The 18,160-nt window shown below is 67.8% G+C and carries 17 protein-coding genes and 1 pseudogene; 4 read left to right on the top strand and 14 right to left on the bottom strand.

Going from position 1 to position 18,160, the window contains the following annotated elements; all coding sequences use genetic code 11:
- Positions 1-5: 5 nt before the first annotated feature.
- The 8 genes and pseudogenes from ACWDSI_RS17810 to ACWDSI_RS17775 form a co-directional block, all read right to left on the bottom strand.
- Complete coding sequence (locus ACWDSI_RS17810; RefSeq protein ID WP_449748444.1) at positions 6-1,004, bottom strand: FAD-binding oxidoreductase; 999 nt, start codon at positions 1,002-1,004, stop codon at positions 6-8.
- A 10-nt stretch (positions 1,005-1,014) separates the two neighbouring features.
- Positions 1,015-2,304 carry an aromatic ring-hydroxylating oxygenase subunit alpha gene (locus ACWDSI_RS17805; RefSeq protein WP_449748443.1) on the bottom strand — a complete coding sequence of 430 codons (1,290 nt, stop codon included), beginning with the start codon at positions 2,302-2,304 and terminating at the stop codon, positions 1,015-1,017.
- A 211-nt stretch (positions 2,305-2,515) separates the two neighbouring features.
- Complete coding sequence (locus ACWDSI_RS17800) at positions 2,516-3,373, bottom strand: anti-sigma factor (RefSeq protein ID WP_449757324.1); 858 nt, start codon at positions 3,371-3,373, stop codon at positions 2,516-2,518.
- Complete coding sequence (locus ACWDSI_RS17795; protein ID WP_449757323.1) at positions 3,366-3,938, bottom strand: sigma-70 family RNA polymerase sigma factor; 573 nt, start codon at positions 3,936-3,938, stop codon at positions 3,366-3,368. The genes ACWDSI_RS17800 and ACWDSI_RS17795 overlap by 8 nt, the downstream gene beginning before the upstream one ends.
- A 145-nt stretch (positions 3,939-4,083) precedes the next feature.
- Positions 4,084-4,896 (bottom strand): DUF1295 domain-containing protein, encoded by an 813-nt coding sequence (locus tag ACWDSI_RS17790; protein ID WP_449757322.1) that lies wholly within the window; start codon positions 4,894-4,896, stop codon positions 4,084-4,086.
- Positions 4,893-6,239, bottom strand: a complete 1,347-nt coding sequence (locus ACWDSI_RS17785; RefSeq protein WP_449757321.1) for a class I SAM-dependent methyltransferase — start codon at positions 6,237-6,239, stop codon at positions 4,893-4,895. The genes ACWDSI_RS17790 and ACWDSI_RS17785 overlap by 4 nt, the downstream gene beginning before the upstream one ends.
- 221 nt (positions 6,240-6,460) lie before the next feature.
- A pseudogene (locus ACWDSI_RS17780) lies at positions 6,461-7,189 on the bottom strand (DUF1365 domain-containing protein); the annotation flags it as partial.
- Complete coding sequence (locus ACWDSI_RS17775) at positions 7,186-8,541, bottom strand: NAD(P)/FAD-dependent oxidoreductase (RefSeq protein ID WP_449757320.1); 1,356 nt, start codon at positions 8,539-8,541, stop codon at positions 7,186-7,188. The gene ACWDSI_RS17775 and the pseudogene ACWDSI_RS17780, both read right to left, overlap by 4 nt.
- 163 nt (positions 8,542-8,704) lie before the next feature.
- On the opposite strand from ACWDSI_RS17775, the gene ACWDSI_RS17770 reads away from it, so the two are divergent.
- On the top strand, positions 8,705-8,962 hold the full coding sequence (locus ACWDSI_RS17770) for a hypothetical protein (RefSeq protein ID WP_449748403.1): 258 nt from the start codon (positions 8,705-8,707) through the stop codon (positions 8,960-8,962).
- A gap of 45 nt (positions 8,963-9,007) precedes the next feature.
- Here ACWDSI_RS17770 and ACWDSI_RS17765 read toward each other — a convergent pair whose 3' ends face one another.
- The 4 genes from ACWDSI_RS17765 to ACWDSI_RS17750 form a co-directional block, all read right to left on the bottom strand.
- Positions 9,008-9,406 carry a YccF domain-containing protein gene (locus ACWDSI_RS17765; RefSeq protein ID WP_449748402.1) on the bottom strand — a complete coding sequence of 133 codons (399 nt, stop codon included), beginning with the start codon at positions 9,404-9,406 and terminating at the stop codon, positions 9,008-9,010.
- An 88-nt stretch (positions 9,407-9,494) separates the two neighbouring features.
- Complete coding sequence (locus tag ACWDSI_RS17760) at positions 9,495-10,331, bottom strand: phosphatase PAP2 family protein (RefSeq protein WP_449748401.1); 837 nt, start codon at positions 10,329-10,331, stop codon at positions 9,495-9,497.
- Positions 10,332-10,385: 54 nt separating this feature from the next.
- Positions 10,386-10,958, bottom strand: coding sequence for a LemA family protein (locus tag ACWDSI_RS17755; protein WP_449748400.1), 573 nt, complete (start codon positions 10,956-10,958; stop codon positions 10,386-10,388).
- A 124-nt stretch (positions 10,959-11,082) separates the two neighbouring features.
- Complete coding sequence (locus ACWDSI_RS17750; RefSeq protein WP_449757319.1) at positions 11,083-12,888, bottom strand: DUF2207 domain-containing protein; 1,806 nt, start codon at positions 12,886-12,888, stop codon at positions 11,083-11,085.
- A gap of 152 nt (positions 12,889-13,040) precedes the next feature.
- Between ACWDSI_RS17750 and ACWDSI_RS17745 the strand changes: the two genes are divergently transcribed.
- Together ACWDSI_RS17745 and exaC are read left to right on the top strand one after the other, a co-directional pair.
- A complete protein-coding gene (locus ACWDSI_RS17745) occupies positions 13,041-14,315 on the top strand; it encodes a GAF domain-containing protein (RefSeq protein ID WP_449748398.1) in 1,275 nt (424 codons plus the stop codon).
- A 171-nt stretch (positions 14,316-14,486) separates the two neighbouring features.
- Entirely contained in the window at positions 14,487-16,010 is a 1,524-nt protein-coding gene (gene exaC, locus ACWDSI_RS17740) for an acetaldehyde dehydrogenase ExaC (protein WP_449748397.1), read from the top strand.
- A gap of 79 nt (positions 16,011-16,089) precedes the next feature.
- Here the strand turns inward: exaC and ACWDSI_RS17735 are convergent, their stop codons facing one another.
- Positions 16,090-16,599, bottom strand: coding sequence for a hypothetical protein (locus ACWDSI_RS17735; RefSeq protein ID WP_449757318.1), 510 nt, complete (start codon positions 16,597-16,599; stop codon positions 16,090-16,092).
- A gap of 213 nt (positions 16,600-16,812) precedes the next feature.
- On the opposite strand from ACWDSI_RS17735, the gene ACWDSI_RS17730 reads away from it, so the two are divergent.
- Positions 16,813-17,292, top strand: coding sequence for a DUF779 domain-containing protein (locus ACWDSI_RS17730; protein WP_449757317.1), 480 nt, complete (start codon positions 16,813-16,815; stop codon positions 17,290-17,292).
- 14 nt (positions 17,293-17,306) lie between these two features.
- Here ACWDSI_RS17730 and ACWDSI_RS17725 read toward each other — a convergent pair whose 3' ends face one another.
- Positions 17,307-18,110: a PIG-L deacetylase family protein gene (locus ACWDSI_RS17725; RefSeq protein WP_449757316.1), complete on the bottom strand. Its 804-nt coding sequence runs from the start codon at positions 18,108-18,110 to the stop codon at positions 17,307-17,309.
- Positions 18,111-18,160 lie beyond the last annotated feature (50 nt).

Raw genomic sequence — 18,160 nt, 5'->3', positions numbered from 1 at the left:
TGTCCTCAGTAGTCGATCACGACCGGTGTCAGCGGTTCGGAGCAGCAGAGCAGGATCTTGCCCTGCTCGATCTCACGTGGGCGGATGCCGCCCTGATGGTTCATCACGACGTCACCGGATACCTTGCGTACCTTGCAGGATCCACAGAGTCCCACTCCGCACGACGACGGCAGGGTGACTCCCGCGGATGCGGCTGCCGACAGGATGGTGGTGCCCGGTGACACGGTGACGCGGCGGGCGCGGCGGGTGAAGTCGACGGTGTGTCCGCTCTCTGCGGTGACGATGTGATCGGTGGTCGGCGCGGCGAAGCCGAAACTCTCCTCGTGGATGCGGGTCAGGGGGACCCCGGCGGTGACCAATGCGGTGCGGACCGAGCTGCGGAATCCGCCTGGGCCGCAGAGGAATATCTCGCGTTCGGTCATGTCCGGACAGATCAGGGCGAGGAGGTTGCCGTCGACTCGTCCGCGGTGTCCGGGGCCGGCGTCGGTCGCGTCCGTGCGGGTGCGTGCGTAGGCGACGGTGAGGCCGGGGTGCCGGGCGGCGAGGTCGTCGAGTTCGGCGCGGAAGGGGATGTCGGCGGTGGTTCGGGCGCTGTGCACGAAGACGATGTCGGCGGTGAGGTCGGTGTCGGTGGCGGCCCGCACCATCGACATCACCGGGGTGATGCCGCTGCCGGCGGAGATGAACAGGTACTTGTCGGCGTGTGCGGTGACGTAACTGAACCGTCCCGACGGACCGGCGGCGATGATGCTCATCCCGGGCCGGAGGTGATCGTGCAACCAGTTGGAGACATGGCCTCCGGCAACGCGTTTGACGGTGATCGACAGCGCGTCACGCCGCACCGGCGAGGACGAGATGCTGTAGCAGCGTTGCACGTCGCGTCCGTCGATGGTGAGGGTGATGGAGAGGAACTGCCCGGGCCGGAAATCGAAGAGTGGGCCGTCGGGCGAGGTGAAGGAGAACGTCGCCATGTCGGCGGTGACGTCCTCGCGTGCCGTACACATCAGGATGTGGTCACTCACGCGCCACCACCGAATGATCGGACAACGCGAGGCCGTCGCGGAGCGCGGTGATGTACCAGTTGACGAACGCCTCCACCTGGAATTCGGACGGCCCGTAGGGGCCCGGCAGGTAGGCGGGACTGCTGATGCCCTGCTGCGCTAGTTCGACGAGGTCGGCGTCCTGCTGGTTGGTGATCTCCCAGACGCCGGTGAGACGGTCGAGGTCGTAGTCGACGCCCTCGACCGCATCGGGATGCACCAGCCAGGTGGTGCGCACAAGGGTGCGGTCGGCGGCGACGGGAATGACGGAGAACAGGACGGCGTGGTCGCTGGTGACATGCATCCACATGTTGGGTTGCATGTGCATCGACAGGCGGCCGAGGCGGGTGGGCGGCAGGTCGGTGAGCAGTCGGCTGCAGGCGATGGTGCCGTCGAGCGTGAAGGATTCGCCGGCAAGGTCCATGGCCTCGCGCTCGATGTGGAAACCCGTTGTGCGCGTGTCGAGTTGCTCGATACGAGGGTAGGGCAACGATAATGACTCCCACACCTCGGTCATCTCGGCGGTGGCCCGGCGATACTGGCCGAACACCGGACGCAGTCGTGCCGGGATCGCGTCGTCGGTGCTGTATCCCCAGGTGGGGAAGAAGACATTGAGCAGTTCGGGGTGCCCGCCGCAGTGATAGCACTCCCGATTGTTCTCCATCGTGAGCTTCCAGTTGCCGTTCTCCATCAGATCGGTCTGCTTGGCGACTTTGGCGTCGGCGAGGTGGTGCGGTGCCAGGTAGGGCTCGATGATGGCAGCCACCTCGTCGATGTCGGCGGGTGGATCATCGGCGAGGCAGAGGAAGATCAGCCCGGCGATGGTGCGCACGTGCACGGGGCGCAGACTGAAGCACTTCTTGTCGAATCCGGGTGCCTGAGCGTCGGCGAAGCGGAGCCGGCCATCCATACCGTAGGTCCACGAGTGGTACGTGCAGACGATGGTGCCGACGGATCCACTTGTCTCGGTGAGGAGTCGGGCGCCGCGGTGCCGGCAGACGTTGTGGAAGGCGCGGACATGTTCGTCGTCGTCGCGGGCGATGATGACCGAGCGGGTGCCGAACGTGATGGTGACGTAATCGCCGGGTTCGGGGATCTCGGCCTCCGTCGCCGCGAAAAACCATCTCTTGGAGAAGATTTCGGCGAGGTCGAGGTCGAAGAACCGCTGATCCACATAGAACGGTGCGGGCAGGCTCTGCCCGCGGATGCGTCCGGAGATGAGCTGGGCCGTCGCCTCGTCGACCCCGGGATCTCCGGAGGGCATGGGCGTGCTGCGTGCGCCCGCAAGATCTGCGGTCATCGGGGCAGAACCCTCTCTCGAGCCGGGGATGTGATCGGTCCGTGCGAGAAGGAGCGATCGAGTTGCGTATTGCGCAACGGCGCGCATGTTATGCAACAAGTGTGCGGCGTGCATAAACGCGTGTCAACCCGGGGTCGGGAATGTCGGGATCGGCCGAAGAATTACGCGGCGGCGATCAGGTGAGTGGCAGCTCCGCGACGAACGCGCCGGTCGGCTTCGCCGAACCACCAGGCGGTTCGACGGTGAAGGCGAGCGTCTTCGCGTTGCCGATGTGCGGGATGACCGCGGTGGTCGACGGAGCCACGTCCTTGTCGGTCATGGTTCCGGCGGAGGTGGCGCCGTCCGGTCCGACAAGCCACATCTGATACACGGTTCCCGACTTCGGCGGCGGCACGTCGTTCATCACCAGCACGCCCGCGTCGGCGGTATCGGAGAAGGTCACCGTGGCGCGGCCGGTGGCGACATCGCCCGATGTGGAGCGCACGTCCTTGGCGGCGAACACCTGCTCGGCGGTGTTCGGGGTGGGCTGATCCGAGCCGGTGACGGAGGTGCCGATCAACCACCCGACCGCTCCGACGGCGATGGCGACCACGGCGGCCGCGGCGAGGTAGATGGCGCGGCGGCGGCGGAGGGGCACGACCTCGGCGGTGGTTTCGACAGGCTCAACCAGCGAGGGGGACTCAACCAGCGGGGGGGTGGTTTCGACAGGCTCAACCAGCGGGGACGGCTCAACCAGCGAGGGCGGCTCAACCAGCGGGGACGGCTCAACCAGCGGAGGCAGCGACGACGCTGCCGCAAGGATGCGGTCGCGCAGGGTGGGTGGCGGTGCGGTGGCGGTGGCTGCGCTCATCGACGCCATAGCCTCGCGGGTCGCGCGGACCTCGCGGTCGAAGGAGTCGCGGACGTCGGCGTCGGCGTCGGCGCGGTGCCGGACGACGGCGTCGAGTTCATCGGCGGGCAGCACGTGGAGCGCGACGAGCGGAGCCATGCCGACGAGTTCGTCGGCATTGCCGGAAGCACTGACATCAGACATCGGGGTCCCCCAGGCATTTGCGGAGACGGATCAAGCCGTCGCGAATGCGACTCTTGACCGTGGGTAGGGCAACGGACAGTTGATCGGCCACTTCGCGATAGGTGAGGCCGTGGTAGTACGCAAGGTCCACCGACTCACGCTGGACGTCGGTGAGGGTTTCCAGGCAGCCGCGTACCTGTGCGCCGGTTTCCTGCGCGCCGACGGTCTCGCTCACCACGTCGAAAGTGGCGGTGTAGTCGGCACTTCCGTAGGTGAGTTCGCGGCGCGTCGACGCCGTCTCCGAGCGCACCCGGTCGACCGCGCGGCGGTGCGCCATGGTGATCAGCCAGCTCAGCGGCGATCCGGCAGCGGGATCGAACGTCGACGCCGATCGCCACACCTGCAGGTAGACCTCCTGCGTGGTCTCCTCGCTGTACCCGGGGTCGCGCAACACCCGAACCACCATGCCGTAGACGCGGTGGCTGGTGAGGTCGTAGAACTCGGCGAACGCGGCGGCATCGCCGTCGGAGATCTTCTCGAGCAATGTGGGCAAAACGGTCAGCCCGTGGTCGTTGTGGGTGGTCACCAGCCTGCCTCTGCGTCCATCGACGCTCAGACTAGTAGCCGGTGGTTGCCGCCTCAACCAGACGCCCGACCCAAAGCTGCGCCGGGGAGGCGCCCACAGAGCGATCCCTGATGTCACGAGCGTCACGGTCACCTTCCCCTCGTCGTCATTGCGACCGCCCCGAGGCGCCGGTGTGTTTGGGAGGACGTGGCAGGAAATACGATGTCCGCTGCTGATACGCCGGATACCCGGGACGCTTGCTCATCGATTCCTCGAGCAGCCGCGCGCCGGTGGCGAAGACCAGGAAGTACGTCATCACCACCGGTGAGAGTACGGTGAGTACTCCCGGCCAGGCCGAGGCGGCGATGAGCCACATGCCCCACCACACGCTGGAGTCGCCGAAATAGTTCGGGTGCCGGGTCCACGCCCACAGACCGCGGTCCATGATCGTCCCCTTGTTCGACGGGTCGGCCTTGAACGCCGTCATCTGCGCATCGCCGACCGCCTCGAAGAGCAGTCCCACCACCCAGATCACGACCCCGGCGCCCAGCACGATCCACCACACGCCGGTGGTCGCGCCCACCACGGCCGAGACCTGCAGCGGTAGCGAGACGAACCACTGAGCGGCACCCTGGGTGAGGAAGATCTTGCGGATCACCGTCCACGCGCTGGGGTCCTCGCCGAGCAGTTTCTGGTAGCGCGGGTCCTCGCCCTTGCCCTTCGACTTGCCGTACATGTGCCACGTGAGTCGCAGTCCCCAGATGGTGACCGCGAGCGCCAGGATCAGGCGGCGGGTGAGGTCGCCGCCGCCCACCGCGAACGCGATCCACCCCACTCCGACGAAGCCGAAGCCCCAGATGACGTCGACGACGTTGTAGCGGCCCAGGCGTCGGCCGATGATATAGGTGACGGACTGCAGTACCACCAGGAACAGCAGGGATGCCCCGGTGACCGCGCCGAATCCGGCCCATCCGGTCATGGTCGATCCTCCGTGGGGCGGGAGAAGACGAGTTGGTGGACGTCGAGATATCCGGCGCGGAACCCGGCCTCGGAGTAGGCGAGGTAGAACTGCCACATCCGCATGAAGGTGGGGTCGAATCCGAGTGCGGCCACCTCGGTGCGGTGGGCGGTGAAGCGCTCCCGCCACAGCCGCAGCGTCTCCGCGTAGTGGGCGCCCATCGCGCGGTTGTCGATGAGACGAAGCGAGGTGTGCTTGTCGGTGACCGCGCGCAGCGCATCCAGCGACGTCAGCTGACCGCCGGGGAAGATGTACTTGTGCACCCACGTGTAGGTGTTACGGGAGGCGCGCATCCGGTCGTGCGGCATGGTGATCGCCTGGATCGCCACCCGGCCGCCGGGCGCGAGCACCTTGTCGATCGTCGAAAAGTATGTGGGCCAGTACTTTTCGCCCACCGCCTCGATCATCTCGACGGACACCACGGCGTCGTAGGTGCCCTCGACCTTCCGGTAGTCGAGCAGATCGATCTCTACGCGATCGGCGAAACCGGCGTCGGCGACACGTTGCCGGGCCAGCTCACGCTGCTCGCTGGACAGGGTCACCGACCGGACGGTGGCGCCGCGGGCGGCCGCGCGCAGACACAGCTCACCCCAGCCGGTGCCGATCTCGAGTACCCGCGTTCCCGGGCCGACGCCGGCGGCGTCGAGCAGTCGGTCCACCTTGCGGCGCTGGGCGTCGGCGAATTCGCCCCAGGTGGCGCGGGCCGCGGGGTCGGTGTCGATGCCCGACGCGGAGTCGAAGAGCGCGCTCGAGTAGGTCATCGTCTCGTCGAGGAAGGTGGCGAACAGTTCGTTGGAGAGGTCGTAGTGCCGCGCGATGTTGCGCCGGGTGTTGGCGGTGGTGTTCTCCTCGTCGGCGGGCTGCTTGGGGAGAACGAGCGCACGCAACGTCTGCAGGGGTTTGGGAACCAATCGGGCGGCGCGCTCGGCGAAGGGGGTGAGCACACCGACGAGGTCGTCGGTGGTCCAGTCCCCGGCCATGAACGCCTCGCCGAATCCGATGAGGCCGTGCGACCCCACGCGGCGCGAAAATGCTTGGGGCCGACGCACGATCATGCGTGGGAGCACCTCGTCGGTCTCCCGGCCGCGGCGCGATCCGTCGGGGTATTCGATACGGACCGCGAGACCGGACGTGGCATGCCGGAACAGCCAGCTCGCCGCGCGGCCCCGCACGCGGGCCGATGTGCCGGTGGGGACGGCCGCGACGTCGGGCCAGCGGCGTGCGTCCTCGGGCGAGAGGTCGGTGGCGAACTTGTCGTCCTTGGCGGTGGACGACGGGTCTGCGCCTCGGGTGGGGGTGCTCATCGGTGTCCTTCCGGTACAGGGGATGGGGTCTTCTGGGCACGGTCGACGGGATTCTGGGCACGCTCGACGGTGGTTTCGACAGGCTCAACCAGCGGGGGCGGCTCAACCAGCGAATGGGGCTCTACCGGCGGGTGGGTGGTTTCGACAGGCTCAACCAGCGGGTGGGACTCAACCGGCGGGTGGGGCTCAACCGGCGGGTGGGTGGTTTCGACCGGCGAGGAAGGGGGGGTGGGGCGGGGGACGATGGGAAGTCGCTTGGCCCACAGGCGGATTCCGTGGAAGCGGATGCGTGCCGACACCACCAGCGGCGCTAGCGGTGCGCGCAGTTGGGTGGCCAGCATCGTGGCGGGGGTGGCGGGCCGGGCACGTCCGCTCAGCGACGCGACGAACGGATCCTGGCCCTCGCGTTCCAGGGTGATCGACACCGCCACCCGACCCTGCGGATCGGGTTCGGGCACCCGCAGCCGGTAGCGCCCCGACACGTCGTTGAACGGCGAGACGTAGAACTCCTTGTCGACCTCGGCGCGTCCGTGATCGTCGGGATGCACCACATAGCAGTGACGTCCGCCGTAGGTGTTGTGCACCTCGGCGACCACGCAGGCGAGCGAGCCGTCGGCGTGATGGCACCAGTACACGCTGAGCGGGTTGAACACATAACCCGCCACCCGCGGCGACAGCAGCGCCGTCACCGTGCCCTGCGGTGGGGTGACCCCCGCGCCGAGCAGGTGCGCGTCGAGCCGATCCCGCAGCGTCTGTCCGTCGACGACCGGCTCGGGAAAGTGGTCGGCGGCACGGAACTGCGCGAACGGGCGCAGCGGGGCAGGTGGCTCGGGCAGATCGTCGAGATCGATCAGCCACGACACACTGCGGTAGGTGAAGGCATGTCGGACCGGCGAGGTCCGGGTGTGGGTGATCCGGGTACGCACGATGGATGCGGTCGCGACGGTCATGACGACTCCGTTGCCGGCACGGTCGAGACGTGGTCGGCAGTGTTTGAAGCCGGCGGATTCGCACCGGCCGCCGAGTTCCAGTCGACACCGAGTCGCGCCGCGGCACGGGCACCCGACGCGGCACCGTCCTCATGGAAACCCCACCCGTGATAGGCGCCGGCGAACACCACGGAGTCGGAGTCGATCTGCGGCAGTTGCGCTTGGGCGGCAACCGATTCCGTGGTGTAGACGGGGTGCTCGTAGGTCATCTCCGCGATCACCGACGACTCGTCGACCAGGTCGGTGCGCCCCACCGTCACCAGCATCCGCGGGTGGCCCGGATCGAGCCGCATCAGCCGGGTGAGGTCGTAGGTGACGGCGATCGCCGAATCGTCGTCACCGATCTGGTAATTCCACGACGCCCACGCGCGGCGGGCTTGCGGCATCAGTGAGGTGTCGCTGTGCAGGACAACGGGTTTGGGAAGATAGGAGATCGCCGACAGTACCCGCTGCTGGTCGGCGGTCGGTTCGGCCAGCATGCGCAGCGCCTGATGGGGGTGGGTGGCGATCACCGCGGCGTCGAAGACCTCACTGCCGCCACCGTCGACGCCGACCTCCACCGAGCCGTCGGGCCGGGTGTGCACCCGGGTGACCGGTGCGCCGGTGCGCACCGTGCCGCCCTGGGCCCGCACCCGCTCGTCGACGGCCCGCACATAGGTGCCCGATCCGCCGACCACCGTGCGCCAGGTGGGCGACCCGAACACGGTGAGCATGCCGTGGTGGTCGAGGAAGGTGAACAGGTAGCGGGCGGGATAGCGTGCCGCCGTCTGCGCGTCGCAGGACCACACCGCGGCCACCAGCGGCAGCATGAAGTTCTGCTGGAAGTAGTCGGAGAATCCCTCGCGGACCACGAATTCGGCCAGCGGCTCGTCGGAGTCGGGATCATCGAGCAGTCTCCGCGCCGCGCGGTGGAACCGCACGATCTCACCCAGCATCAGCAGGTACCGGCCGCGGCGCAGGTTGCGCGCGGTGGGGAAGAGTCCGGAGATGCCCAGCGCGCCCGCGTACTCCAGGCCATTGAGCTCGGAATGCACCGACATGGACATGTCGGTGTCACGGGTGGCGACGCCGAGCTCGTCGAACAGTCGCAGCAATGTGGGGTAGGTGCGGGTGTTGTGAACGATGAATCCCGAGTCGACGCCGACGGTGCTGCCGTCGGGCATCGGCACCTGATGGGTGTGCGCGTGCCCGCCGAGCCGGTCGTCGGCCTCGAAAAGGGTGACCCGAGAACTCTTCGACAGGATGTGCGCGGCGGTCAGGCCGGCCACTCCGCTGCCGATGACGGCGGTGGTGGCGGGCGGAACCGCGCGCATAGGCGAACTCATGCCCGTTGTTCGGTGCCGCAATGTCCTCGGATGGGTCGCGCGGGCACGGCCGGGCAGCGAGTGTGCATGCCACCATTGTGGGCTGCGCAGGGCGATAGGGCACGCTCTTGCTCACCCGGCCGTCACGCACCGGGATGGATACCCTGACACCATGAGCGGCAGAACCCAAGACCACGCGCGGTCCGCGGTCTGGGCAGTGCTGACCACATTCGTGCTGATCGTGCGGCTGCTGGCGTCGATCGCGACGGTGATCCTGGTGATCGGATGGGTGATCGCGACGGTGCGCGACTCGATCGACAACCTGTTTCTGTGGCCGGCGGTGATCAGCGGTGCGGCACTGCTGCTGAGCACCTACGCCTACAGCTACCTGCGGGCCCGCTACCCCCGGCGCAACGGGTGGCAGCCCTAGCGGTACCCGGATCGGATCGACCCGCAGCGGGCACTCACCCGAGGGTCACACCCGGACGCCGGGCATGTACTCGTCGCTGTCCACGATCTGCGCACCCAGCGGGAAGAGCGAGATCGGCACCATCTTGAAGCTGGCGATGCCCAGCGGGATGCCGATGATGGTGATGCACATCAGAAGCCCGAAGGAGATGTGGCCGATGGCCAGTTCCCATCCGGCGAGCAGAATCCACAGGATGTTGCCGAGCAGCGACCCCACGCCGGCGGTGGGTTTGCGGACCACGGTGCGGCCGAACGGCCACAGGACATAATTCGCCATCCGGAACGAGGCGACACCGAACGGGATCGTGATGATCAGGATGCAGAAGATGATCCCGAAGAACACGTAGGCGATGGCCATCCAGATGCCACAGAGCAGAAGCCAGATGATGTTCAGAATGACGCGCATGACCTCATTGTCCTCGCTGCGGGCCTTCTGATTGCCTGCGGCGTGAAGATTCGAGGCAAATCGTCCGGGACGGGTGACCTCGGCGGGTTCAGGACGTGGGGGCGGTCCGGTTCATCAGCGCCACCCCGCCGGCGGTGGCGACGCCGACCGCGCCCAGCACCAGCGCGGCGTCGGTGATGCCCGACCATCCGTACGTCGGACGCACGCCGAGATAGACCAACAGTCCGATGGCCGCCGCGGTGCCCACCAACGCGAGCGCGGTGACACCACGCACACCGTGGTACTGGCCGCCGGCCACCAGCGCGGCCAGCGCCGTCCACGCGAGGGCAACCAGGATCGCGGCGATCACGTCGGAGGCCCGATGCCACCCGGCGACCATCGTCGCCGCGGCGATGAGGGTGACCGCGAAGGCACCCACCGGTACCACCACCAGACGCAGTCGTCGTGGGCTGACGAGGAGCAGCGCACCCAGGCCCGCGGCCGCGACGGTGGTGTGTCCGCTCGGGAAGCTGTTGTTGGACGCGGCGACGCCGTCGGCGAGGTCGGACCGCTCGATCAGGAAGTGTTTGAGGATCTGCGTGGTGAGGGCGGCGCCGCCCATCACGATCACCGCCGCCACCCCGAGACGCACCTTGCCGCGCGCCATCGCGATTCCCGCGCACACCAGCACCAGCGCCACCGCGGCACCCGATACGTAGCCGAGCAACTGCAGCACGGATCGTTGACCTTCCGCGGTGCCGTCGACCGCGAGCATCGCGCGTTGGTCGGCGCGCTGTCCGACACCGGTGTGCAGGGCGAACCACGCCAGTGCTGCCAGGGCCGCGCAGCTCGCCACCAGTGTTGCTGCGGCCACCGGCCGGATACTCGGGCGCGCGGCGACCTGCGAGTGGGAGAACTCGGGGTGGTGGTTGTCGAGCGCGGTCATGCTTCCACTGTGCCGGAACGTGTGGCCGTCGTGCCCGTATCCGGCACGCGCCGTTCAGAACTGGACACGTGGTGGCTGCTGCTGTCCTTCGGGGGCGCGGTAGAACTCGCGGGAGCGGACGCCGGCCATGGCGGAGAAGAACATCCATGGAATGGTCGTCACCAGCGCGTTGAGCCGCGACACTGCGTCGTTGTAGTACTGGCGGGCGAACGAGAGTTTGTTCTCGGTGTCGGAGAGTTCCTGTTGCAGCGCGATGAAGTTGGCCGACGCCTTGAGGTCCGGATAGTTCTCGGCGACGGCGAACAACCTGCCGAGGGCTTGGGACATGGTGTTGTCGGCGGCCGCGCGTTGCTCCACCGACCCGCCGTGGGCCGCTTGCTGCAGTCCGGCGCGGGCGGCGGTCACCTGTTCGAACACCCCGCGTTCGTGGGCGGCGTAGCCCTGCACGGTGTTCACCAGGTTGGGGATGAGGTCGGCGCGACGGGTGAGCTGAACGTCGATGCCGCCCAATGACTCCTGCGCGGTGATGTCGGCGCGGCGCAGACGGTTGAATGCGATGGCCGCGAAGGCCACGAGCGCGACGACGAGTACGACGACGATGACGAGAACGATGATGACGGCGGTCATGCCGGGCCTTTCCTACGGGTCCTGTGGTTCTTGCGGGTCGTGTGTGCTCTGCGGAGAGATCTTGGAAGAGTATGTGCGCGGCGTGCTGCGCGGGATGTTTCCGGCGGTCACCATGATGCGCCGGTCACCACGATCCGCCCCCGCCCCCGCCGCCCCCGCCGCCGGAGAAGCCGCCACCGAACCCGCCGCCGCTACCCGACGACGAGGACTGACTGGCCGAGTACGCCGATAGTGACGACGAGATGCTGGCGTCGAAGTTGTCGAGGTTCGCGCTGGACCATCCGGTCCCCGGCGACGAGCCGTACGCGCCGGCCAGCCACACCGGGGTTGGTGGTTCGGTACCCATGGCGGCACGGTATTTGGCCGCCCACGCGGCCGCGCAGCCGAACGCCATCGCGTACGGGATGTAGGAGGTGTAGAGGTCCTTGCGGGCGGAGAAGTCGAGCCGGTCGCGGTTGGACGGGGTGGAGAGCAGTCGCTCGAAACCGCCGGCCTGCGACCACACCCCCCGGCCCAGTGCGGTGCGTCGGGTGCCGACGCCGGAGACCCACAAACCCGCACCGCCGATGGCGAACGCGGCGATCGGCAGCACCGCGAGGGAGAACGGGTACCAGCCGAGGATGAACAGCGCCGCGGCCACCACGAACGCGAGGGCCACCAGCCATCGGCCGATCTTCTCGGCGCGACTGTCGACGACGGTGCCGGAATCGCGTGCCCAGTTGGTGGTCGCCGCTTGCAGTTCGGACTTCGCACTGCTCAGCGTGCGTCCGGCGTCCACCGACCCGTCGGCCTTGAACTTCAGTCCGCTCGCCCGGATGTTGAGGCTGCGGGCCAGCGACCCCGTCACCGGGTCGACGGTGCGCCAGACGTCGGGGGAGACCAGCGAGGTCACCGTCCATTCGTCGCCGTTACGTTTGAGCGCGACCAGGCCTCGTTCGGCCATGAACAGCAGCGTGGAGGTCAGTGCGGTCGACGGAACCGATTCGCGCGCAACGTAATAGGTCTGCACCGGACTGAGGGTCATCGTCGGGTTGGCCGGGTCGGTGGGCGGGCCGTACATGACCGGCAGCAGCGGTTGGCGTTCGATGCTGCGCACGACCAGGAACACACCGATTGCGAAGGTGACCAGCGAGAGCGCGAGCAGCACGAGGACGGTGATCAGCGACCGGCCCAGCACCCGGTCGAGTGGCTGAGGCCACGGGGTGGTGTCACGTGCGGGTGCGGCGATCGGCAGGTCGGCGCGGAAGGCGACGCCGCTCGACGGCGGCAGCGCGCCGGTGGTGACCACCCGCGTGTTCGGGCCGGCGTCGGTGACCGTGCACGGATCGCCGGTCTTGAGTGCGCAGGTGGCGGCGGTCGGCGGTACGGGCAGCGTGATGGTGCTCGTCGACTTCAGGATCGGCATCTGCCAGCCGTCGGCAACCACCCGCCACAGGAACTGGGAGGTGTCGCGTCCCGACCACCCGGCCGAGCCCGGGCTGTCGGAGGCCGAGCGCATGCCGGGTCCGATGACGCCGTCGACGGTGTAGTCGATGGTGTAGGTGTGCGAGCCGACGGCGAGGTAGGAGTCGGGGTCGCCGATCTTGGCGACGCGGAACCGGTCGTGCTTCTCCCAGCTCATCGCGACCGGAACCGATCCACCGTCGAGCCGGACGTGGATGTTCTCCGGGGTGAGGCGGACGCCGCTGTTCGAGGTGTCGACGACGTCCCAGAACCGGAAGATGCCGTGCCGGCCCTCGGGGAAATCGGCGGTGACCGTCTCCGACGCGCGCATCGTGCCGTCGCGCTCGACGTGGTAGGTGGCGCGGTAGTCGGTGATGGTGACGGGGTCGGTGCCCGAATCGGTGGAGGTGTCGAAATCGACGAGGGACCACGTCAGACCGATCAGCGTCAGCAACGCGACCGCACCGGACAGCAGAACCCTCTTCACGCAGGGGAGATTATTCGATGCGCGCGTCGGCGTCACCGGTCCGTCATCCGGTTCGCCTACGGGTGAGATCGGCCTGATGATCGGCGCGTTGTTGCCGTGGTCACAGCAATAGCGGCACAATCGTGGGAACCAGAGGTGGATTCGGAGGGCACATGACCGATGTTGCCGCGCTGTCCGCAACCGTCCGCCGCGCCTACGAGGACTTTCTTGCGGGAGTGAGCCCGTCCGCGGGGGCGGTGCGATCGGTGGTGGCCGAATCGTGGTCGCGCTCGTTGCGCAGGGGCATCGATCCCACCGAGAGCAGCGTCGACACCATCGAGATGACCGACGAGGAGTTCGCCCGGTATCGCGACAGCCATCCCATCACCGCGGTGCGGTCGGTGGTGCAGTCACTGATGCTCGACGACATCGCCGACTCCGGTGTGGTGGTGGCACTGACCGATCAGGTGGGCAGGCTGTTGTGGGTCGAGGGTGAGTCGTCGGCGCGCGACAAGGCCAGCAGCATCAACTTCGTCGAGGGGTCGATGTGGAGTGAGGACGTCGCCGGCACCAACGCCCCGGGCCTCGCGCTGGCACTCGACAAGGGGATTCAGGTGGTGGGTCCCGAACACTTCTCCAGTCAGGTACAGGAATGGAGTTGCGCCGCGGCCCCGGTGCACGATCCGGCGACCGGGCACGTGATCGGTGTGATCGACGTGACCGGTGGCCGTGCGGCCGCGGAACCCTTCGCGCTGGCCGCGGTGCGGTCGGTGGTGGCGGTGGTGGAACGCGAGTTGCAGTCACGGGCCGTCGACCTGGCCAACCCGGCGACATTCGCGGCGCAGGCGGGCGGGGCACGTCTGAGCGTGCTCGCCGACCACGCGTACCGGTGGCAGCGCGCCGGTGATCCCTCCGGGGCGCGCACCCTCTCACGCAGGCATGCCGAGATCCTGCTGCTGCTGCAGCACTTTCCGGAGGGGCTCAACACCGAACAGTTGGCGTTGCTGCTTGCCGACGACGGCATCGACCCGGTGACGGTGCGCGCCGAGATCTCCCGTTTGCGGCGCGATCTGGGCACCGACGTGCTGGGGTCGCGGCCCTACCGGCTGACCACCGAGTTGCACACGGATGTCGCCGACCTGCGTGAACGGGTGGCCGGCCGCGGGGATCTCACCGCGATCATCGACGACCTCGGGCGCGGTGGGCTGCTGGTGGAATCCAGTGCGCCGGGCATCGTCGAGATCTTCGAGGAACTCCGCGAGGACGTGCGGTCGCGGGTGATCGCCGAGGGTGAAGTGGGTGCGCTGCGCGCGTGGACGTCGTCGGCGCATGGGCGCGACGACCTGGTGGCGTGGCGGCGTCTGGAACACCGCCTGCCCGTCGGTCACCCGGACAGGGCCATGGTTGGGGGCCGGATTCGGCTCCTCGACCGGCGCTACGGGGTGTAGCGCAGCCTCGAACGCGCCCGCCGGGGACGGTGCAACCGGCGTCCCGCAACGTTGCAAACGCACCTGCAACGTGTCTGCAACCACATTGCTCCTACTGTGTGCAACACATCACATGCGATCCGGTCCATCGGGTCGCGGTGATACCGCAAACAGGCACTTGAGGAGTTACACATGACTGTCTACGCAAAGCCGGGAACCGATGGTTCGGTGATGTCGTTCGAGTCCCGCTATGACAACTGGATCGGTGGCCAGTGGACGCCGCCGGTGAAGGGGCAGTACTTCGAGAATCCGTCGCCGGTGGACGGCAAGACCTTCTGCGAGGTCGCCCGCTCGACCGCCGAGGACATCGACCTCGCGCTCGACGCCGCGCACAAGGCCGCCCCGCAGTGGGGCAAGATGCCCGTCGCCGAGCGTGCCCTGGCGCTGCTGCGCGTCGCCGACCGCATGGAAGAGAATCTCGAGAAGATCGCCGTCGCCGAGACCTGGGACAACGGCAAGGCCGTCCGGGAAACCCTGGCCGCCGACATCCCGCTGGCCATCGACCACTTCCGCTACTTCGCCGGCGCACTGCGCGCCCAGGAGGGCTCGATCTCCGAGGTCGACGAGGACACCGTCGCCTATCACTTCCACGAGCCGCTCGGCGTGGTCGGACAGATCATCCCGTGGAACTTCCCGATCCTGATGGCGGTGTGGAAGCTGGCTCCCGCGCTGGCCGCGGGCAACGCGGTGGTGCTCAAGCCGGCCGAGCAGACCCCGGCGTCGATCCTGTATCTGATGAGCCTGATCGCCGACCTGCTTCCGGCAGGCGTGGTGAACATCGTCAACGGGTTCGGTGTGGAGGCGGGCAAGCCGCTCGCATCCAGCAACCGCATCCGCAAGATCGCGTTCACCGGTGAGACCACCACCGGCCGGCTGATCATGCAGTACGCGTCGGAGAACCTGATCCCGGTGACCCTGGAACTCGGCGGCAAGAGCCCGAACATCTTCTTCGGCGACGTGATGTCGGCCGACGACGGCTTCCTCGATCGCGCCCTCGAGGGCTTCACCATGTTCGCGCTCAACCAGGGCGAGGTGTGCACCTGCCCGAGCCGCGCGCTCATCCAGGAAGACATCTACGACGACTTCATCGCGAAGGCCGTCGACCGGGTCAGCCGGATCAAGCAGGGCAACCCGCTCGACACCGAGACGATGATGGGCGCTCAGGCATCCAACGACCAGTTCGAGAAGATCAGCTCCTACCTGGCCATCGGCAAGGAGGAGGGCGCCAAGGTCCTCATCGGCGGCGAACCCGCCGACCTGGGCGGCGACCTCTCCGGCGGCTACTACATCAAGCCGACCGTGTTCGACGGCCACAACAAGATGCGCATCTTCCAGGAGGAGATCTTCGGCCCGGTGCTGGCGGTCACGACCTTCAAGGATTATGCCGACGCCATCCACATCGCCAACGACACCCTCTACGGACTCGGTGCCGGTGTGTGGAGCCGCGACGGTGCCACCGCCTACCGCGCGGGCCGCGAGATCCAGGCCGGACGCGTGTGGACCAACACCTACCACGACTACCCGGCACACGCGGCGTTCGGTGGCTACAAGCAGTCGGGCATCGGCCGCGAGACCCACCTGATGATGCTCGAGCACTACCAGCAGACCAAGAACCTGCTGGTGGGCTACGCGCAGAACGCGAAGGGCTTCTTCTGATCGCCTGAGCGCCCACGGAACCAGCGCCGCCGCGCAGCCCAGTCGGGTTGCGCGGCGGCGTCGTGGAATGGGCCTGTGATCAGGCCGCGTGGACTGTCGTGGCCGTCCCCGCTGTCGGTGCCGATGGTTGGGAGGGGGAGACGTTGTTGCCGGGCGTCGTTGGGGCAGCAGGGTTCACGGTCGGTGCCGACGGCTGCGCGGGTGAGACGTTGTTGCCGGGGGTCGACGGTACGGCGGGGTTGACGGTCGGTGCCGACGGCTGGGCCGGTGAGACGTTGTTGCCGGGGGTCGACGGTACGGCGGGGTTGACGGTGGGTGTCGACGGTTGGGCCGGTGAGACGTTGCCCGCGGGTGAGACATTGCCCCCGGTGGACGAACCCGACCCGTCGGTGTTCGATGTCACGCTGTAGGACGGTGTGGCGGCATGGGTGGCCTCGCCGTGGCCGACGAAGAGCAGCCCGACGGTGGCGGCGGCGAGCACCGCGAGACCGGCGATGCCGCCGATCAGCTTGGTGCGGTGCTGCTTGACGGTGCTCGGGGCCTCAGCGGCGGCGAGGTTGCTGCTGGTGTTGGTGTAGGTGGTGCTCATGGCGACTGCCTCGATTCTTCGGTCTGCCGGCCGAGGTTGTTTCTGTTGAACACCAATCACTTTCGTCGGCTCCGGGCCGACGCGGCATACCCCGGCCGGTGGATCGTCCGGTGGACGCTGCCCTCCACCGACTGGTGGACGCGCGGCTGCAACTCCTCTGCAACCAGCCCCGGCTAGTCTGTGTTGTAGATCACAGTGAGAGGTAGGCACATAATGCCCAGCGCACATTCCGACGCCACACATTCCGACACCGCACATTCCGATACGCCAGAGGACACCACGTCGATCCCGGCGCGCGTGATCGCCACCGACGCCTCCGTGGCGCTCCTGACGAAATTGTCGGAGTTGCACGGCGGGCTCATGATCCACCAGAGCGGTGGATGCTGCGACGGTTCGGCTCCGATGTGTTACCCGGTCGGCGAATATCGGGTGGGCCAGCGGGACGTGCTGGTGGGCGAGATCGAACTGCCCGAACCGATTCCGGTCGTACGGGTGTGGATCAACGGGGATCAGTTCGAACTGTGGAAGCACACCCAGCTGATCCTCGACGTGGTCAAGGGGCGCGGCGCCGGGTTCAGTCTGGAATCACCCGAAGGCGTCCGATTCCTTTCCCGCGCAAGAGCTTTCACCGAAGACGAGAATGCCGTGCTGGCGGAGAACCCGCCGCTGACCGGCGCGGCAGCAGGGGTGTGAGAAGGCAGCCGCGCTCAGCGGTCCGTCGGCGGATGGTCGAGCCACCAGGCGCGGATCATGCCGGGTGGACGACCGGGTTCGAGGTAATGCTCGGTGCCGAACGCGACAGGGAACACCTCGACGGGCATCGCCAGCAGTTGCCGCACGTCGCTCTGACTCGCATGACACGCCAACGCTTCACGCTTGGCCGCGACGTCGTCGCCGAGGTCGACGGCCCAATGTAGTTCGGCCTGCGGCGTTCCGATCGGGTTGCCGTCGTCGCCGGCCGTGTCCGGGTCGAATCCGTCCATCCCGGCCGCGGTGGCCAACACGAACAGCTGCCGCATGAGATCGCGATTCATGGTGACCTCGAGGTAACGCGGCCTCGTGGCGGCCACATCGACCGCGGCGCGGGTCGCCTTGTGCAGCATGACGTGGTCGGGGTGGCCGTATCCGCCGTGCCAGTCGTAGCCGACCACGACGTCGGCGTTCTCGTCGTCGAAGATGTCGGCCAGCCGTCGGGCGGCCTCACCGAGATCGGCGCGGGAGAACACCCCGTCGGCCTCGTTGCGGGCCCAACCCGTCATCCCCGAGTCACCGTATCCCAACCAGGCCACCCGACTCGTGCCGGTGATGGCCGCCGACGCCTCGGCCTCGCTGCGTCGGCGGCTTGCCACCGTCTCACCGGGAGCCAGATCGTCGGGCACGTCGCCGGGGTCCCCGTCGGTGCAGTAGACGACCACCACCCGGTGCCCCTCACGGGCCGCGCGGATCATGCTGCCCGCAGTGGCGGTGCCCTCGTCGTCGGGGTGGGCATGAACGAAGACGATGGTGCTCACCGATTGATCATGTCATCGAATCCGGACAATCGGAGCGCCGCCGATCGATT

Source organism: Gordonia sp. NPDC003429 (genome assembly GCF_053588575.1).
This window is presented reverse-complemented; position numbering and strand designations above follow the sequence as displayed.

What these genes read in the sequence shown, in the direction of transcription:
- ACWDSI_RS17810 (WP_449748444.1), bottom strand. Translation starts at nt 1,004, where the DNA reads ATGTGTACGGCACGCGAGGACGTCACCGCCGACATGGCGACGTTCTCC.
- ACWDSI_RS17805 (WP_449748443.1), bottom strand. Translation starts at nt 2,304, where the DNA reads ATGCCCTCCGGAGATCCCGGGGTCGACGAGGCGACGGCCCAGCTCATC.
- ACWDSI_RS17800 (WP_449757324.1), bottom strand. Translation starts at nt 3,373, where the DNA reads ATGTCTGATGTCAGTGCTTCCGGCAATGCCGACGAACTCGTCGGCATG.
- ACWDSI_RS17790 (WP_449757322.1), bottom strand. Translation starts at nt 4,896, where the DNA reads ATGACCGGATGGGCCGGATTCGGCGCGGTCACCGGGGCATCCCTGCTG.
- ACWDSI_RS17785 (WP_449757321.1), bottom strand. Translation starts at nt 6,239, where the DNA reads ATGAGCACCCCCACCCGAGGCGCAGACCCGTCGTCCACCGCCAAGGAC.
- ACWDSI_RS17775 (WP_449757320.1), bottom strand. Translation starts at nt 8,541, where the DNA reads ATGCGCGCGGTTCCGCCCGCCACCACCGCCGTCATCGGCAGCGGAGTG.
- ACWDSI_RS17770 (WP_449748403.1), top strand. Translation starts at nt 8,705, where the DNA reads ATGAGCGGCAGAACCCAAGACCACGCGCGGTCCGCGGTCTGGGCAGTG.
- ACWDSI_RS17765 (WP_449748402.1), bottom strand. Translation starts at nt 9,406, where the DNA reads ATGCGCGTCATTCTGAACATCATCTGGCTTCTGCTCTGTGGCATCTGG.
- ACWDSI_RS17760 (WP_449748401.1), bottom strand. Translation starts at nt 10,331, where the DNA reads ATGACCGCGCTCGACAACCACCACCCCGAGTTCTCCCACTCGCAGGTC.
- ACWDSI_RS17755 (WP_449748400.1), bottom strand. Translation starts at nt 10,958, where the DNA reads ATGACCGCCGTCATCATCGTTCTCGTCATCGTCGTCGTACTCGTCGTC.
- ACWDSI_RS17745 (WP_449748398.1), top strand. Translation starts at nt 13,041, where the DNA reads ATGACCGATGTTGCCGCGCTGTCCGCAACCGTCCGCCGCGCCTACGAG.
- exaC (WP_449748397.1), top strand. Translation starts at nt 14,487, where the DNA reads ATGACTGTCTACGCAAAGCCGGGAACCGATGGTTCGGTGATGTCGTTC.
- ACWDSI_RS17735 (WP_449757318.1), bottom strand. Translation starts at nt 16,599, where the DNA reads ATGAGCACCACCTACACCAACACCAGCAGCAACCTCGCCGCCGCTGAG.
- ACWDSI_RS17730 (WP_449757317.1), top strand. Translation starts at nt 16,813, where the DNA reads ATGCCCAGCGCACATTCCGACGCCACACATTCCGACACCGCACATTCC.